This window comes from Synechococcus sp. PROS-7-1 (assembly GCF_014279795.1).
In the GTDB taxonomy this organism is placed as follows: domain Bacteria; phylum Cyanobacteriota; class Cyanobacteriia; order PCC-6307; family Cyanobiaceae; genus Synechococcus_C.
Genome location: NZ_CP047945.1, coordinates 535,780 through 550,581 on the forward strand (window position 1 = coordinate 535,780; position 14,802 = coordinate 550,581).

17 protein-coding genes and 1 tRNA gene are annotated in these 14,802 nt (G+C 61.0%); 6 read left to right on the forward strand and 12 right to left on the reverse strand.

What is annotated here, in order from left to right:
• Positions 1-14: 14 nt before the first annotated feature.
• Together rodA and SynPROS71_RS02675 are read right to left on the reverse strand one after the other, a co-directional pair.
• Positions 15-1,289 carry a rod shape-determining protein RodA gene (gene rodA / locus SynPROS71_RS02670; RefSeq protein WP_186596451.1) on the reverse strand — a complete coding sequence of 425 codons (1,275 nt, stop codon included), beginning with the start codon at positions 1,287-1,289 and terminating at the stop codon, positions 15-17.
• 2 nt (positions 1,290-1,291) lie between these two features.
• Positions 1,292-2,368: an Mrp/NBP35 family ATP-binding protein gene (locus tag SynPROS71_RS02675; RefSeq protein WP_186596453.1), complete on the reverse strand. Its 1,077-nt coding sequence runs from the start codon at positions 2,366-2,368 to the stop codon at positions 1,292-1,294.
• A 115-nt stretch (positions 2,369-2,483) separates the two neighbouring features.
• On the opposite strand from SynPROS71_RS02675, the gene hemF reads away from it, so the two are divergent.
• On the forward strand, positions 2,484-3,587 hold the full coding sequence (gene hemF, locus SynPROS71_RS02680; RefSeq protein WP_186596454.1) for an oxygen-dependent coproporphyrinogen oxidase: 1,104 nt from the start codon (positions 2,484-2,486) through the stop codon (positions 3,585-3,587).
• Here the strand turns inward: hemF and SynPROS71_RS02685 are convergent.
• The 3 genes from SynPROS71_RS02685 to SynPROS71_RS02695 are packed head-to-tail and all read right to left on the reverse strand — an operon-like array spanning position 3,514 to position 5,321.
• Positions 3,514-4,335, reverse strand: a complete 822-nt coding sequence (locus SynPROS71_RS02685) for an N-acetylmuramoyl-L-alanine amidase (RefSeq protein WP_186597829.1) — start codon at positions 4,333-4,335, stop codon at positions 3,514-3,516. The two genes, hemF and SynPROS71_RS02685, sit on opposite strands and share 74 nt — an antisense overlap.
• Before the next feature lie 17 nt (positions 4,336-4,352).
• Entirely contained in the window at positions 4,353-4,907 is a 555-nt protein-coding gene (locus SynPROS71_RS02690; protein WP_186596456.1) for a cofactor assembly of complex C subunit B, read from the reverse strand.
• 30 nt (positions 4,908-4,937) lie between these two features.
• On the reverse strand, positions 4,938-5,321 hold the full coding sequence (locus tag SynPROS71_RS02695) for a PadR family transcriptional regulator (protein ID WP_186596458.1): 384 nt from the start codon (positions 5,319-5,321) through the stop codon (positions 4,938-4,940).
• A 121-nt stretch (positions 5,322-5,442) separates the two neighbouring features.
• Between SynPROS71_RS02695 and SynPROS71_RS02700 the strand changes: the two genes are divergently transcribed.
• Complete coding sequence (locus tag SynPROS71_RS02700; protein WP_186596460.1) at positions 5,443-6,087, forward strand: ribonuclease D; 645 nt, start codon at positions 5,443-5,445, stop codon at positions 6,085-6,087.
• 14 nt (positions 6,088-6,101) lie between these two features.
• On the opposite strand, the gene SynPROS71_RS02705 is transcribed toward SynPROS71_RS02700, so the two are convergent.
• Both SynPROS71_RS02705 and SynPROS71_RS02710 read right to left on the reverse strand, forming a co-directional pair.
• Positions 6,102-6,356: a hypothetical protein gene (locus SynPROS71_RS02705; protein ID WP_186596462.1), complete on the reverse strand. Its 255-nt coding sequence runs from the start codon at positions 6,354-6,356 to the stop codon at positions 6,102-6,104.
• 44 nt (positions 6,357-6,400) lie between these two features.
• Positions 6,401-7,618: a lipid-A-disaccharide synthase-related protein gene (locus SynPROS71_RS02710; RefSeq protein ID WP_370586846.1), complete on the reverse strand. Its 1,218-nt coding sequence runs from the start codon at positions 7,616-7,618 to the stop codon at positions 6,401-6,403.
• Between the two features lie 60 nt (positions 7,619-7,678).
• On the opposite strand from SynPROS71_RS02710, the gene SynPROS71_RS02715 reads away from it, so the two are divergent.
• Positions 7,679-7,749 (forward strand) — tRNA-Cys (locus tag SynPROS71_RS02715).
• A 26-nt stretch (positions 7,750-7,775) separates the two neighbouring features.
• On the opposite strand, the gene SynPROS71_RS02720 is transcribed toward SynPROS71_RS02715, so the two are convergent.
• Positions 7,776-8,234: a hypothetical protein gene (locus SynPROS71_RS02720; RefSeq protein ID WP_255442307.1), complete on the reverse strand. Its 459-nt coding sequence runs from the start codon at positions 8,232-8,234 to the stop codon at positions 7,776-7,778.
• Between the two features lie 289 nt (positions 8,235-8,523).
• Between SynPROS71_RS02720 and SynPROS71_RS02725 the strand changes: the two genes are divergently transcribed.
• The gene (locus SynPROS71_RS02725) at positions 8,524-9,483 is read left to right on the forward strand and encodes an aldo/keto reductase (protein WP_186596465.1); all 960 of its coding nucleotides are present in this window, start codon (positions 8,524-8,526) and stop codon (positions 9,481-9,483) included.
• Here SynPROS71_RS02725 and SynPROS71_RS02730 read toward each other — a convergent pair.
• Both SynPROS71_RS02730 and purM read right to left on the reverse strand, forming a co-directional pair.
• Positions 9,471-10,088, reverse strand: a complete 618-nt coding sequence (locus SynPROS71_RS02730) for a histidine phosphotransferase (protein ID WP_186596467.1) — start codon at positions 10,086-10,088, stop codon at positions 9,471-9,473. The two genes, SynPROS71_RS02725 and SynPROS71_RS02730, sit on opposite strands and share 13 nt — an antisense overlap.
• A gap of 130 nt (positions 10,089-10,218) precedes the next feature.
• Entirely contained in the window at positions 10,219-11,256 is a 1,038-nt protein-coding gene (gene purM / locus SynPROS71_RS02735; RefSeq protein WP_186596469.1) for a phosphoribosylformylglycinamidine cyclo-ligase, read from the reverse strand.
• Positions 11,257-11,598: 342 nt separating this feature from the next.
• Here purM and SynPROS71_RS02740 point away from each other — a divergent pair, with 342 nt between their 5' ends.
• Both SynPROS71_RS02740 and SynPROS71_RS02745 read left to right on the forward strand, forming a co-directional pair.
• Positions 11,599-12,147 carry a septal ring lytic transglycosylase RlpA family protein gene (locus SynPROS71_RS02740; protein WP_186596471.1) on the forward strand — a complete coding sequence of 183 codons (549 nt, stop codon included), beginning with the start codon at positions 11,599-11,601 and terminating at the stop codon, positions 12,145-12,147.
• Between the two features lie 62 nt (positions 12,148-12,209).
• Positions 12,210-13,700 (forward strand): bifunctional pantoate--beta-alanine ligase/(d)CMP kinase, encoded by a 1,491-nt coding sequence (locus tag SynPROS71_RS02745; protein WP_370586865.1) that lies wholly within the window; start codon positions 12,210-12,212, stop codon positions 13,698-13,700.
• Here SynPROS71_RS02745 and SynPROS71_RS02750 read toward each other — a convergent pair.
• Together SynPROS71_RS02750 and SynPROS71_RS02755 are read right to left on the reverse strand one after the other, a co-directional pair.
• Positions 13,684-14,163, reverse strand: a complete 480-nt coding sequence (locus tag SynPROS71_RS02750; protein WP_186596472.1) for a low molecular weight protein-tyrosine-phosphatase — start codon at positions 14,161-14,163, stop codon at positions 13,684-13,686. The two genes, SynPROS71_RS02745 and SynPROS71_RS02750, sit on opposite strands and share 17 nt — an antisense overlap.
• On the reverse strand, positions 14,160-14,801 hold the full coding sequence (locus SynPROS71_RS02755) for a HEAT repeat domain-containing protein (protein ID WP_186596474.1): 642 nt from the start codon (positions 14,799-14,801) through the stop codon (positions 14,160-14,162). The genes SynPROS71_RS02750 and SynPROS71_RS02755 overlap by 4 nt, the downstream gene beginning before the upstream one ends.
• Position 14,802 lies beyond the last annotated feature (1 nt).

Genomic DNA, 14,802 nt, shown 5'->3' on the forward strand with positions numbered 1-14,802 from the left:
CGTGCTGGTGTCAGTCAACGGACCAAGGCGCGCCGTGAGCGGCGAGCCACCGAAAGACACAGTCCCAGCGCGATGAAATTCACGACCATGGCACTACGTCCGTAACTCAGGAACGGCAAGGGGATCCCGGTGACGGGGCCAAGGCCGATGGTCATGAAGATGTTCACCACCACCTGGAACATGAGCATGGTGGCGACTCCGATGACCACCAGAGATTCGAAATCCGAGCGTGCCCTCCCAGCCACCTGCAGGAGCCGCCACATCAACAGCATGAAGCCCACCACGACGAGAGCTGTTCCGAGAAATCCGGTTTCCTCTCCCAGTGCGCTGAAGATGAAATCGGTGTGTTGTTCCGGGATGAATCGCAATTTGGTGAGTTGTCCCTGGAGGAGTCCGGTGCCGAACAGTCCTCCTGAGCCGATGCCCACCGTGCTTTGGAGAAGGTGATAGCCGCCACCCAAGGGATCCTTTGTGGGATCGAGAAAGAGCACTAAACGATCGCGCTGGTAGTCCTGCAATCCGTTCTGCCAGAGCCAGGGAGTGATTAACGCGGAGGCCCCTTGGACGAGGGAGACAAGAACGAGGGCCACCCGTTTCCAAGGCAGGGACCGATAGGCGATCGCGAGGGTCAGGGGAATCCATGCTGCCAATCCCCAGGGGAAGAGGCCTGCTAGCAGTGCTGTCATCAGCGGTGAGAGCAGCAGGAGCAACCACTCAAATGGCATCCCAGACCAATAGAGCATCGTGAGCAGCAGGGCGCCGAAGACCAGAGAGGTGCCGAGATCTGGCTGGATGAAGACCAACAGCCAAGGAAGTGAAATCACGGCGAGTGGTCGGAGAAGATCCACCGGCCGTTCCACCGGGTGGCGATCCAGCACTGCGGCCAGCAGGAGGATGGCGGCCAGCTTGGCGAACTCCGATGGCTGCACATGCACGCCGCCGACGCTGATCCAGCGCTGGGCTCCAAGAGCCGTTGTGCCGATCATCCGCACCGCCACAAGGCTGATCACCGTTGCTCCATAGATCGGAATGAGCAAGGGTTTGAGCCTCAGCATCGACAGTCTCGCGAGCAGGAGTGCAATCACGACGCCCACACCTGCGGTGATCCAGTGCTGATACCAGTTGGCGTAGTTGGCCTGGCGCTGCGTGCTGGCGATGAGGAGACCGGCCACGGCAATCATGGCGAGAGGGATGCCCCAGAGAATCCAGTCGCGATCGCGGGCCCGGCGGCGGCGGCTCCCGGACTGTGAGAAAAGCTTTTGTCCGCTGCGGCCGAGTCCGTTCAGCATGATCAGCGGCCGGACTGCACCACTGGCGAGAGTCGACCGGCCAGCTCGATAAACACCCTGGCACTGATGGAGTCAGGCTGGGCCAAGGTGATCGGCTGGCCCTGATCGCCTCCGGCCTGCAGCTGCATCTCCATGGGGATTTCCGCCAGCAAGGGAACGTCGAAGGCCTCCGCCAGGGTTTTACCTCCACCAGACCCGAAAAGCGCGTAACGCTTTTCCGGTTGATCCGGAGGGATGAACGCGCTCATGTTCTCGACAACACCGAGCACTGGGATTCCCATCTGGCGGAACATGGCCAGTCCCCGACGGGCGTCCTGCAAAGCCACTTGCTGAGGGGTTGTCACGATCACAACGCCTGCCATGGGAACGGCCTGCGCGAGGGACAGCTGGGCATCACCGGTCCCTGGTGGAAGGTCCACGACCAGCACGTCCCGTTCTCCCCAATTCACCTGATAAAGGAACTGGCGGATGATCCCGTTGAGCATCGGGCCACGCCAGATCACCGGTTGGTTCTCCTCAATCAGCAGACCCATCGACACCATGGCCACACCACAGGTCTCGATCGGCTGCATGCACTGGTTGTCCCCGCTGCCGCTGACTTCGGGAGTGCGATCGGCCACACCCAACATGGTGGGTGCATTGGGGCCGTAAATGTCTGCGTCCAGCAGACCTACCCGCAACCCCTGGCTGGCGAAGGCGCAGGCCAGATTGACGGCCACGGTGCTCTTGCCGACACCACCCTTGCCGCTGCTCACGGCGATCACATGCTTCACGCCAGGAATGGCCTGGCGTTCCGCGGCTTGTCCATGCCCTGCCTGGCCGATGCCGCCTTGAGAGGGAGGCTGCCCCACCTCGATCTGCACGTCATCAATCCCCTCGAGTCCCAGCAGACGGGCGCGTGCGTCGTTGACGATTCGGTCGCGCTGGCCCTGGGCAAAGCCAGGCAAATTCAGACGGATCACAGCGCGCGGTGGAGAGATGCGCACCTGATCAAGCCAGCCGAGGTCCAGGAGTGAGCGGTCGCTACCTGCATCACGGAGGTCGCTGAGCGCCTGAGTGGCCTGTTCCGCTGAGGTCATCCGTCCCGTTCGTTGGGATGGATCCTAGGGGCGCTTCCCATAACAGTCCTTCACACCTTCTTGTCGGGGGAGGCACTGGGCTGAAATGGTCAAAAGCTCTCCATCTCTGCCAACCATGATCCGTTCCCTGTTCAAGCGTTGGAAGGGGCAGTCACCGCAAGACAGTCTGGTGTCAAGCACCTCCGAGATGCCCGGGGAACGCCCTCCAGCCGACTCGCGTGCACGTGCGCGGGCGCTTGTGATGGCGCTTCAGGATGAGATCTGTGCTGGCTTGGAGCAGATCGATGGGTCTGGCCGCTTCCAGGAGGAGAGCTGGGAGCGGCCTGAAGGTGGTGGCGGTCGTTCCAGGGTGATGCGTGAAGGCCGGATCTTTGAGCAGGGCGGAGTGAATTTCTCCGAGGTTCAGGGTGAGGAGCTTCCTCCTTCCATCCTCAAACAGCGGCCTGAGGCCAAGGGGCATCCGTGGTTCGCCACTGGGACATCCATGGTTCTGCATCCCCGGAACCCCTTTGTGCCAACGGTTCATCTCAACTACCGCTACTTCGAGGCCGGTCCGGTGTGGTGGTTCGGAGGCGGTGCCGATCTCACTCCCTTTTATCCCTTCCTGGAGGATGCCCGTCACTTCCACCGCACCCATCAAGAGGCGTGCGATTCCGTGGATGAGCGTCTCTATCAGGTGTTCAAGCCCTGGTGTGATGAGTACTTCTTCCTCAAGCACCGTCAGGAAACAAGGGGAGTCGGAGGAATTTTCTACGACTACCAGGATGGTTCCGGACGTCTTTACCGGGGGCAGGACCCTGAAGGTCCTGCAGCGCGCAAGGCTTCGGAGATCGGCGCAGTGCCCTTGAGCTGGGAACAGCTTTTTGCACTGGCTGGTGCCAACGGACGGGCGTTTCTGCCTGCTTATTCGCCCATCATCGAGAGACGGAATGGGTTGTCCTACGGAGACCGTGAGCGCCAGTTCCAGCTGTATCGCCGGGGGCGTTACGTGGAGTTCAATCTGGTTTGGGACCGCGGCACGATCTTTGGATTGCAGACGAACGGACGCACCGAATCCATCCTGATGTCGCTTCCGCCACTGGCCCGGTGGGAGTACGCCTACCAGCCTGCTCCGGGATCCAGAGAAGCTTTGCTCACTGATCTCTTCACCCGTCCTCAGGACTGGTTCGGTGATCCTTCCCTCGAGGATCGCTGCCGCCCCCACCAAGCTGTGAATTGAGCGTGGGGGGTGGAGCGTTGAGCCCCTGCTCGATGGCCTCAATGATGCGGTGGGCCAGCGCTTCAATCACAGCGTCCTGGCTGGCTGGATCTCGCAGTCGGGCTTCGAGGTTTGCTTCCAGCTTGCCGATCTCCAGGATGCTGATGCCCCGCCTTGGTGCACCAAGACCTCCCCGAAACTGCAGGGGGTAGCGACCGAAGTTCAGGGCCAGGCTTTCATCAATGCGGCTGGGGGAGCGTCTCAGGCTGGGAATCAGCCCGGAACCGTAGCCGTCAGGGCCGTAGGCATCGAAGTGGATTTCAAGGGCATATCCACCCGCGGCGTGGTGGTGGCGACCGACTGACCAGTTGGTGCGTGGGTCGTTTTCATCAAGGATCGTCAGGGCATTCGGTTCGTAACCACTGATGTTGAGGGCGCGTGCCCGCCCTTGGCGAACCACCGCGTCGCGAATCTTTCGGTTCCAGAACAGCTCGTCGCGCATTCTTGGATCCATGGGTTTGGCACCGCGGCGGTCAACGGCGGCACCCGAGGTGCCGGCTCCCTCGATGCCCTGAGAGTCGGCATGGCCTGCAAGAAGCAGAATCCGCACACCCTGGTGTTCACGGCGACGCCCAACCCAGGTTGCTTCCAGTTGGACTTGAGGCCCAGTGAGAAGGTCGTCGCCAGGCTGGCGCGGTGCATCCGCCGCTGTCGCCAGGCCGAGCAGAAGCAGCAGCCCTGTGATGTTTAGGCCTGCTGGCAGCAGCAATGGCCGGAGCTTCACGATCAGATCGGAGACGAGAGCAGAGCGCCATCACTGGCCAGCTGCAGTGGACCGCCCAGGGCGAGTTCAAGAGCGATCAGCTCATCGCGATGGGCTTGCAGCCGCAGGGTGCTGCCTTCGCTGTCTTCGGTTTCGACAAGGCGAATTTGTAGGCCCTCTTCCCGCTGAGCTCTCCGGGTGTAAACCAATCCTGCCAAGGGGCCGAGGCTGGCGATGAACAAGGGCCACCAGCCAAGCCCAGGGTTCACTTGGCGGATCACGAGGCCCAAGCTGCCAGCTCCCACCGTGCCGAGAACCGATAACAGAATCGCAAGCGCAGAACTGCTCTCGACGCGGCCGCGGTATTCCAACAGGCAGCGGTCGGCATCACCTCCATGGCGATTCCACCCCCGCTGCTTGAGCCACTGATCAAGACCCTCAAGCACTTCCAGTGGTGGGCGGGGTGAATGCACCTCCACAATCGTGGTTCGGTCTTTGCTGGCGGCACGGAGAAAGAAGATCAGGCCGATCCCCAGCAGGAGGGTGAGGAGCAGGGTGGAGGTCTGAGGCGAGGGCATCGGTAGCCGCCAAGGGCACTGAAGACCGTTCTAAGTGGTGATTGGGGCATGCTCGTGGAGCCAGCGCGTCCAGGGCTTCATCAGGCGCTCGGCCTGATCGCGTGCGTCCTGATGGAGGTGGAGCATGCGACGGGGGCGGCCCCTGCTGGGACAGCGTTTTGTGTAGCAATCGAGCATCTCCTGGCGTTCCAGGAAGTCGACGGCCTGATGCAGAACCGTTTCTGAGAGACGCAGCTGGGGATGGTCGTGCTGGAGTCGCTGGAGCAGGCCTGATGGATAGCTGTCGCTTTGCAGAAGACAGGCCAGAACCCAGCACACGGCGAGCTCAAGATCCAGAAATTGCGGTGGTGGCTGCTGGAAGTAATCCTCGATGTCGGCCAGGCAGGCGCGCGTGGGTTTGCGGTGGGAAAGCATGAGACGCTGCTGTCTCATTTTTGTCTAGCTCAGTCTCATTCTGATTTTCAAGCGGTGGGAGGAAGTTCGTCCCTTCAGCGGTCAGAGTGGTCAATGTTCTGCCTGTTTCGAGTGGTCAGTCATGGCTGAGATTCCCAGCGAGCCCCATGCCTTTGTTGTTCTCGACGGCGACTTAAACGAGGAGTGGGCGGAGCGCTACGCAGGGTCAACAGCTCTGGCCGTGGATACCGAAGCCATGGGTCTGATTCATGGTCGCGATCGGCTCTGCCTCGTTCAGATCTGTGATGACAACGATCAGGTGGCTTGCATCCGGATTGCCCTCGGGCAGTCGGAAGCTCCCCGTCTCAAAGCGCTGATGGAAGCCGCGACGATCGAGAAGGTGTTCCATTTCGCCCGGTTCGATGTCGCTGCACTAGCCACTGGGCTGGGGATCAGGGTGAATCCTCTCTTCTGCACGAAGGTCGGCAGCCGTTTGGCTCGCACCTACACCCCGCGCCACGGTTTGAAGGATCTGGTGATGGAGCTTGTGGGAGTCGAACTCGATAAACAAGCTCAAAGCAGCGATTGGGGTCGGGTTGATGAACTCACCGATGTTCAACTGGCTTATGCAGCCAACGATGCCCGATACCTGCTCGCCGCTCGGCGGCAGTTAGAGGTCATGCTGCGCCGCGAAGGGCGCTGGGAACTGGCCCAGAGTTGCTTTCAGTGCATTCCTGTGATGTCGGATCTTGATCGCTTCCGTTTCGTCAATACCTTCGAGCACTGATCCTGGCGATTGGCTCAGTCTTCGAGCATGAAGTGCTGATCGATGGGTTGGGCCTCCAGCAACTGATCGAGTGCTTCCCCCGAGGTGGCTTCGTTCTTGGCCTGATCAAGCAGGTTGGATGCCACCTGAAGACGGGCTGGGAGGTCTTTGGCGCCTGATCGCGCGGCTTCGTGTTCCACCCTCCGACGCGCTGCGGACTGGCTGATGCTGAGGCAGCTCGCCAGTTCCGCGCACAGTCTCAGATAGTTGTGATCCTGAATCGCGGCCATGGCGGAGAGGGAGGGGCAGAATTGCCTCTGTGATGCAATCAGTATCAACCTCCGGGGGCGAGCGCACGGATCGCGGCGCGGGCGATGGCTTCGCTTCCCCCAGGAGATCCCATGCGCTGCCGCCCCCGCTGCCCGAGCTCTTGGCGTCTCTCGTGGTTCTCGAGCAGGGCTGTGAGTTGTTGAGTTAACTCGATTTCGTTTGCGCAAACCTGCACCGCACCACCGAGGAGGCGGCTCTGCCGTGAGGCGAAGCCACGGGTGAATTGCGGCCCAGGACCTGGAAGAGACAGAGCCGGTTTTCCGAGGCCGACCAGCTGTTCTGTGGCTGTGCCGGCGGTGGCGACACCCACCTCCGCCCAAGCAGCCCAGCGTTCAAACCGACCGCTGCCCAGGAGCAGCAGCAGGGGGCCTCGGACCCAGCACTGGTCTGCATGCAAGCTGCTGCTGGGGGGAGGGCAGCGTCGGAAGCCCATTTGCTGCAGGGTGTCGACCAGGTCTGGTTCTGTGGGCCTTGATCCAAGGGCTGCCATGACAGCAAGAGGCACCGGGCTCGGAAGGCGGATGAGGCAGGTCAACAAACGTCTGAAGTTTCGAAGGGCCTCTGGCATCCGGCTGCCGCAAAGCAGGAGAATCCGCCGGCATCGCTCGAGTGCGAGGGGAGGGGTGGTCTCCATGAGCCCATCCATCATTGGATTGCCAGGTGCCATGGCCCTGACGCCATGACGGCGTAGCCCCCGAGCTGTCAGTCGGTCACGCATCACGACGAGCCGGCATTGGCGCGTTCGCATCAAGCTCCATTCCCATGGATCCCACTCGCTGCCCTTCAGGGCGTGATAGCGGTCGCTGAAGCTCGACCCTGGGCCGCTGCTCCAGGTGTAATCGCTTTTTGGAGTGCCGACGAATCCGAAGGGTCGGCCGCTTGTCCAGGCCATCAAAAGAGGAAGCAGATCGCCAACGGCAAGGATTCCAGCCACTGCCGTTCGTTCCTTTCTCAAGTAGATCCACTGCTTGATGCTGATCATCGGCAGCCCTCCAAGGAGATCAGCGAGCAGACCACGCAAGCTCTGGTTGCTGAATCCCCCGCTCGGCAAGCGAGCCAAGGGGCCGACGCGCTCCAGCCATCCCTGATCAACAGCGCCCTCAAAGCAGCGTCCCTCACCCACCAGAGGCATGGCCTTCAGGCGCCACTGCGGTTCAAGTCGGTGAAGAGCCTCGAGAATGCGCAGGGCGATCAGATCCTCACCATGTCCGTTGCTGATCACCAGCAGTGCCTGGGATGCCTCGCTGATACGATCCGTTGATGGGGAGGAAAGGCCCCGGACGGCGGCATGGCCAAGTGGTAAGGCAGAGGATTGCAAATCCTTTATCCCCAGTTCGAATCTGGGTGCCGCCTTTGAATGCATCGCGGCGATCGATGGCTCACAGCTTGGCCTGCGCATCGAGCTGTTCTCCTGAAACCACATCGACTGTGCAGCGAATCTGCCGTGCTTCCAGCTTGCAGTGCCCCTCTTTCGCAGGCCATGCCTTCGGAACTCCCTCGGCGATGCCGTCAGCGTCGAAGGCAGCTTCAGACACACTGCTCACAGTGCCGCTCCAGGTTGTGCCAGACAGGCGGCAACGTCCTAAGTGACAGCTGAGTGGTGAGTCCGGTCCGTTTGTGGTGGTGACAAACGTGAGGCTTCGGCTTGACCCTCTCACCGGCCCGCGGCCGATGAAACGAACGCCCAGAACCGTGGCCGACCGCCCATCAATCTGAACAACGCGGCAACCATCCGAGTCGCCATCAGACAGCGTGTATCGGCAGCCATTGCTCGTGGTTTCGAAACGACCAACGAACGGCTCTGCATGCCCAGGATGAGGATGAACAAGGCTGGCCATCAGGCCCAGGGCGATCCAGTGGCTCCGTTGTCCTCGATTTGTTATTCCCCGCATCGGGACAGATCTCACAGGTCAGTAATCACTGTCAGCAACACACATTCCCAGGCAACGGATGCCGTTGCTGGCTGTGCGACCGCAGTGATTGCACAGTACGGGGTCCTCATCTGCGCCGCCCGCTGCAGAAGATGGTGGTTGCTTCTCACTGGATTGCGGCTTCCTTTCTGCTGGGTGGGACGTCATCGCCAGGACCGGTCTGAGGCGATCATGGCGTGCAGTGATCCGAGGCTGTGTGACGGGAATCGGTTTCGGAACCTGGGCCTGGGGCAATCAGCTGCTCTGGGGATACAACCCTGACCTTGACGACTCGATGCTGGAGTCGACGTTCCAGCAAGCGGTCGCAGGGGGGCTTTGTCTGGTCGATACCGCTGATTCCTATGGAACCGGAGTCCTCAACGGCCGCAGTGAGGAACTGCTGGGGCACTTCCTCACTGCGATGAAGCCGGAGGACCGTGCCCAGCTCACCGTGGCCAGCAAGCTGGCCCCTTTCCCCTGGCGACTCGGACGGCGCGGGATGGTGAAGGCATTTCTCGCCAGCCAGCGGCGACTGCAAGGTTGTATGGATCGGGTCCAGTTGCACTGGAGCACGGCCCGTTATGCCCCCTGGCAAGAGCGTCCCCTTCTCGATGGGTTGGCAGATCTCGTGGAGCAGGGAGCTGTCAGGGAGATCGGCGTGTCCAATGTCGGTCCTCGACGCCTGACCCTCTTGCATCGTCAGCTCAAAGACCGTGGAATCCCGCTCACCAGCATCCAGGTTCAGTTCTCCCTGCTGGCTCCCAATCCGCGTCTCCCTGGAGGTCTCCTGGAGATCAGCAGGGATCTCGGGGTTGAAGTGCTTGCCTACAGCCCCCTCGCTCTGGGGATTCTCGCCAGGGAGCCAGGTTGGACTCCCCAGGGGCTGACGTGGTTGCGACGTGGATTGTTCCGTCGCCTGCTGCCGGCCTCGGAGTCGTTACGACAGACCATGGTCTCGATCGCCGAAGCCCGAGGGGTGACCCAGGTGCAAGTAGCTCTGAACTGGTGCCGATCCCATGGCGCTTGTCCAATCCCCGGATTGAGACGACCCAGCCAGGTGATCGATGCCCAGCAGGCCCTGATGTGGTCTCTCTCAGCCGATGAGCGAATGCGCTTAGACGAGAGCAGCGCCGAGGTGACAGTGAGGATGCCTGAAAATCCTTTTCAGAGTGCCTGATCGGTCGGTTCGGGATCTGGACTCACCACCACTGGCAGGGATGCGTTCGAGGAAGGCAAGGAGATCACTTTGAGGTCAGGTTTCGGAGGGGCCACCTGGGATTCAGCCGATTGTTCACAGGCGGAGAGGGCTTCCTGTAGGAGCGAATCAAACGTGGCGCCTGGCAGGCGGTGCCTGGCGATCTCCAAGAATGTGCGCGGGAGCGATTCAGCAGCTGCGCTGCGGATGGCTGGGTTGTCTTTCCGTTGCTGCTGCTCCTCCTCGATGGCTCTGAGGAAGCGATGGGTGACATCCCGCTTCGTGCAGGCTTTGATCAGGGTGTCCCTGTCTCCTTGAAGGGTCTCGAGCTCCGCGATTCGTCGCTCCAGGCTGACCAGTACTTCTGAGGCCTCTTTGCAGATGTTGGCGAGCTGACCATCCGACAGGAAGGGCATGTCAGCAACGAAAACCTTCCCGTGATCTTTCAGTGCCAGGAAGGTCGGGCGTGGTCCACCTTGGCGGTGCATTGTCTGCCTGTCATGACCATTGAGAACTGGTCGACGAGGTGGAGTGGGTCCTGCCGAAGAACGTCGCCGGGTTGTGCGCTGAGGTCTTTCAAAGGGCATTGGTACTAAGACGTATTTGACGTCGCGTCGATCGGTGCAAGCCCGATCTGTCTGTGCTGACAATAACGAGTTAAGCCGGGGTTGGTGCTTCATATCACATTGGATGTGACAGCGGATCTTGCTGGGGTCTTCAGGCGGGCAGTCCGAGCACTGGCGCCTCCTTTGGCCCAGTGGCTGGGATCACTTGGCCGATCACCCAGCTCTCAAAACCGCTCTCTTTGCAAAGGGTTCGGGTGCCAGCCACCTCCGACTCCGGAAGGATCAGGCAGTAACCAATCCCCAGGTTGAAGGTGTGCCAGAGATCGCGTTCCTGAAGGTCGCCTTGGGTCTGCAGCCAGCTGAACAGCTCTGGGCGCGGCCAACTGTCTGGATCAACGCTGGCCATAAGGCCCTTCGGTAAGCAGCGGGGGAGGTTCTCAGGAATCCCGCCTCCTGTGATGTGAGCCATGGCATGAATGGGAGTGCCCGCCGCCAGAAGAGTCTTGATGAGGGCTCCATAGAGATGGGTGGGTTTCAGCAGTGCGTCAATCACGCGCGTTGCTTCCGGCCCGAAACGGGAGTCGGGGCCTGCGTCGCAGTGCTCCAGGATCTTGCGAACCAGGCTGAAGCCGTTGCTGTGAACGCCGCTGCTGGCAATTCCCAGGATGGAATCACCGGCTTGCACGCGGCGGCCATCGATCAGGTTGTCCTCCTCCACCACGGCAACGCAAAAGCCTGCGAGGTCATAACGGCCTGGTGGGTAGAAGCCAGGCATCTCCGCTGTTTCTCCCCCAAGCAGGGCACATCCGCTCTGGCGGCAACCATCGGCAATGCCCTCAACCACTTCAGCCATGGCGTCCGGACTTAGAGCCCCAGTGGCCATGTAGTCGAGAAAGAACAGTGGTTCGGCGCCGCTGGTGATCACGTCGTTGACACACATGGCGACGAGATCAAGTCCCACGTTGTGGTGGCTGTTGTGTTCCTGAGCGAGTTCCAACTTGGTGCCGACTCCGTCCGTTCCGGACACGAGGAGTGGCTTGCGCAGCCCCTCAGGCAACCGAATCAGGCCACCAAAGCCGCCTAGGCCACCCACGACCTCTGGGCGATGGGTGGCCTCCACGCTGGTTCGGATCCGGTCCACAAAGGCTCTGCCGGCTTCCACGTCGACACCGGCGGATCGGTAGTCCATCAGTTGGTTAGGAACTGATTCGATCCTCCCTCCTCATGGGGCGCGCCGGAGCGTCATCGGCTGTGCCGATTAAGTCGTCGGCCTGGGCTCGATCAGTTTTGCTTGTGTCGGCTATAGCCCTAGCTGATCGCTGTGGCCTGTTGATTGCGCTTCTGAAGCCTGTGACGGCGCGGGATGAGCAGCGGTGCTGCGGAGGTCCCCTTCTCAGATTCCAAGGCCGCGATGGAGATCAGAAATGGGTGGGTATTTATACGGTTACTTGAAGTAATTCCGGTGGCTTGTTTCAAGGAGTTCAGCTTTTTCCCGAAAAACACTGTTTCTTCCAAGCCAACGTTTCCCGATATGCAACGTCATTGGTTTCTTACAGCTCTCATTACGGGCATCGCCGCGTCAGGGGCTGCGCTGTATCCAGTGATTGCCAGAGACCTCGATGGGTTCGACTTTGTCGATCCTCTCGACCTTGTTCTTCCTGCTGAGGAAGCCACTGCTGTTGAACCATCCCCAGCCAGCCTTGAGTTGGAGACCTCCCTTGCCGAGCCTGTTGTCCCTGAACCGGTCGCTCCTCCAGAGCCGCCTAAGCCGGTGGGACCTGTGGTTGTCTCCACGCATTCAGGTGAGGCCAGCTGGTATGGGCCTGGGTTCTTCGGAAATCGCACAGCCAGTGGAGAAGTCTTCCGCCCTGGAACCATGACGGCTGCCCATCGCTCACTTCCATTCGGAACCAAGGTGCGGGTGACCAATCTCTGGAACGGCCGCAAGGCTGTGGTGCGCATTAATGATCGCGGACCCTTCGTTGGGCATCGCGTGATTGATTTGGGCCATGGAGCGGCCAAGCATCTTGGGCTGACGTCGAGCGGTGTGGCACAGGTGAAGCTCGAGGTCTTGCGCTGAGCCTTCAGATCCTCAGGACGGCTTCGGAGTTTCGCTCTTGGCGTGAAGCCTGCCAGGGCCCCATCGCGTTTGTTCCAACCATGGGCGGGCTTCACCAAGGCCATGCCCGTTTGATCGGCGCGGCGGTGAAGTCCTGTTGTGTGAAGGGTTCCGTTCTGGTCAGCTCCTTTGTGAATCCATTGCAGTTCGGAGTGGATGAAGACTTCGATCGCTACCCCCGTACTTTCGAGGATGACTGCGCGCTCGCCGAACAAGCGGGGGCTTCAGCTTTGTGGTGCCCGGATGAGCGGCAGGTCTACCCCTATGGCACCAATGAGGGATGGCGCCTGCAGGCGCCTGCACGCCTGACAGCCCATCTCTGTGGTCCCTGGCGCTCCGGCCACTTCGATGGTGTGGTCACAGTCGTGATGCGGTTGTTGGGATTGGTCCGTCCCCATCAACTTTGGTTGGGCGAAAAGGACTGGCAGCAACTCACGATCCTTCGGCATCTCATCAAAGACTTCGGCTTGCCTGTGAGGGTGAGGGGATACCCCACCGTCAGGGAGGTCGATGGGTTGGCGGCGAGTTCCCGCAACCGTTATCTCGGTGATGCGCAGCGAACCGTGGCTTCCGCATTCAGCTCGGCACTGTGCGCGATTGCTCGTGATGTGTGCGCAGGGGGCGTGGATGAGGCCTCGGCACAGGCCGCTCTGCACCAGCAACTCAGGGAAGCGGGCCTTGAGGTGGAGTATGTAGAGACCGTGGATCCCGTCACGCTTCAACCCGCTCGGCCCGGTCGTTCGATTCGAATGCTGGCTGCGGCGGTCCGCTGTGGCGAAACTCGCCTGATTGATCACGTTTTCATCATGACCCGTTCGCCCATCGTCGCCATCGACGGCCCTGCTGGCGCTGGCAAAAGCACGGTGACCCGTGCATTTGCAGAACGGATGGGACTTCTCTATCTCGACACCGGAGCCATGTATCGAGCCGTCACCTGGTGGGTGCAGAAGAACGGCGGCGATCCCAGCAGTGCCCCAGCGGTGGAGGCTTTGCTCGAGGGATTGGAGGTGGATCTGTCACCGTTGAAGGATGGTGTGCAGACCGTTCGGGTGAATGGCCGTGACATCACCGATGCGATCCGCGATCCCGAAGTCACCGGCTCAGTGTCGCTGGTGGCCGCGCATCCCTGCGTCCGTGCCTTGCTCACACGGCAGCAGCAGCGTCTCGGGGAGCGTGGTGGCCTTGTGGCTGAAGGACGGGACATCGGCACTGCCGTCTTCCCCGATGCAGATGTCAAGGTGTTTCTGACCGCGACTCCTGAAGAACGGGCTCGGCGACGGGCCAAGGATCTCGAGGCGCGAGGTCATGCCGTGCCCGACCTCGCTGAGCTGGAAGCGCAGATCGTGGAGCGCGACCGTTTGGATAGCACCCGTGAAGTGGCTCCCTTGGTTCAGGCGGATGATGCCACCGAATTGATCACCGATGGGATGTCGATCGAAGCCGTGATTGATGCGCTCGAGGATTTGTTTCGCTTCCGGGTTGCTGAGGAGATCTGGCCTACGCCGCAGGGCTGAGCTCCTCGAGCAAAGCCTCACAGGCATCCTCAAGAAGATCGAGCACATGCTCAAAGCCTGCGTCGCCTCCGTAATACGGATCTGGAACCTCGGCTTCGCTGTAGCGGCGGCCGTAGCTGAGCATCGGTTGAATGCGTGCCGTGGCCCTCGCGCCGGCTTCCCGGGCCAGACCGTTCACGGCATGGAGGTTGTCCTGATCCATCGTCAGCACCAGATCGAACGTTTCAAGATCGTTCAGATCGATCTGCCGTGCGCGGCTGGGCAGCTGTATGCCACGGCGATTGGCCGCGGCCTGCATGCGTCGGTCGGCAGGATTTCCCACATGCCAGCTGCCTGTTCCGGCGGAATCCACCACGAACTGATCGCTGAGACCACGTTCCTCAAGTAAATGCAAGAAGACGCCTTCGGCCGCTGGTGAGCGGCAGATGTTGCCAAGGCAGACGAACAACAGTTTCTGGGTCATCCGGCGTTGAGGCGTTGGAGGGCCAGTGCAGCCCGAAGGCGCACTACCTTGACATTTTCCTTGGCTTGCGAACTCAGCTGTTCAAGAGCTTGAAGGCCAGCGTTGCGAAGCGCATCCGGGCAATGAGGGTCGTTGAGCCTGCGTTCCAGGCCAACCGTCACGGCGTAACGAACAATCCATTCGCCATCGCCTGTGGCTTGGATCAGCCCCGACAGGCAGCGCTGCCGTTCTTCATCAGCTTGCTCAGTATCACTGAGTTGCAGGTTCCCGAGGCCGCAGGCGGCCGCTCGACGCACGCTGGGCCCAATGTCTGCAGCAAGAGCCCGTTCGAGCACAGGCAGGCCACGGCGATCACCGATGCCCGCGAGGGCGCGCACCGACCAGGCCCGAGCTCCGTAGTTGTAGCCATCGAGATTGTCGAGGATGGTGTCGACAATCGGTTCGCCGATCGCAATCAGCCCATCAACGGCAGCAACTGCCGCACCGGGATTGTTGAAGCCGAGGATTTCCAACAGGCAGGTTGCACTGGCTGGATCTCCTGTGGCTGCCAGGGCTTCGGTGGCTTCGAGAAGCCCATCTGCGGTATCTGCGTTTCTGACGGCGGTGATCAGGGCTTGGATATCGTGATGCGTCGTCATG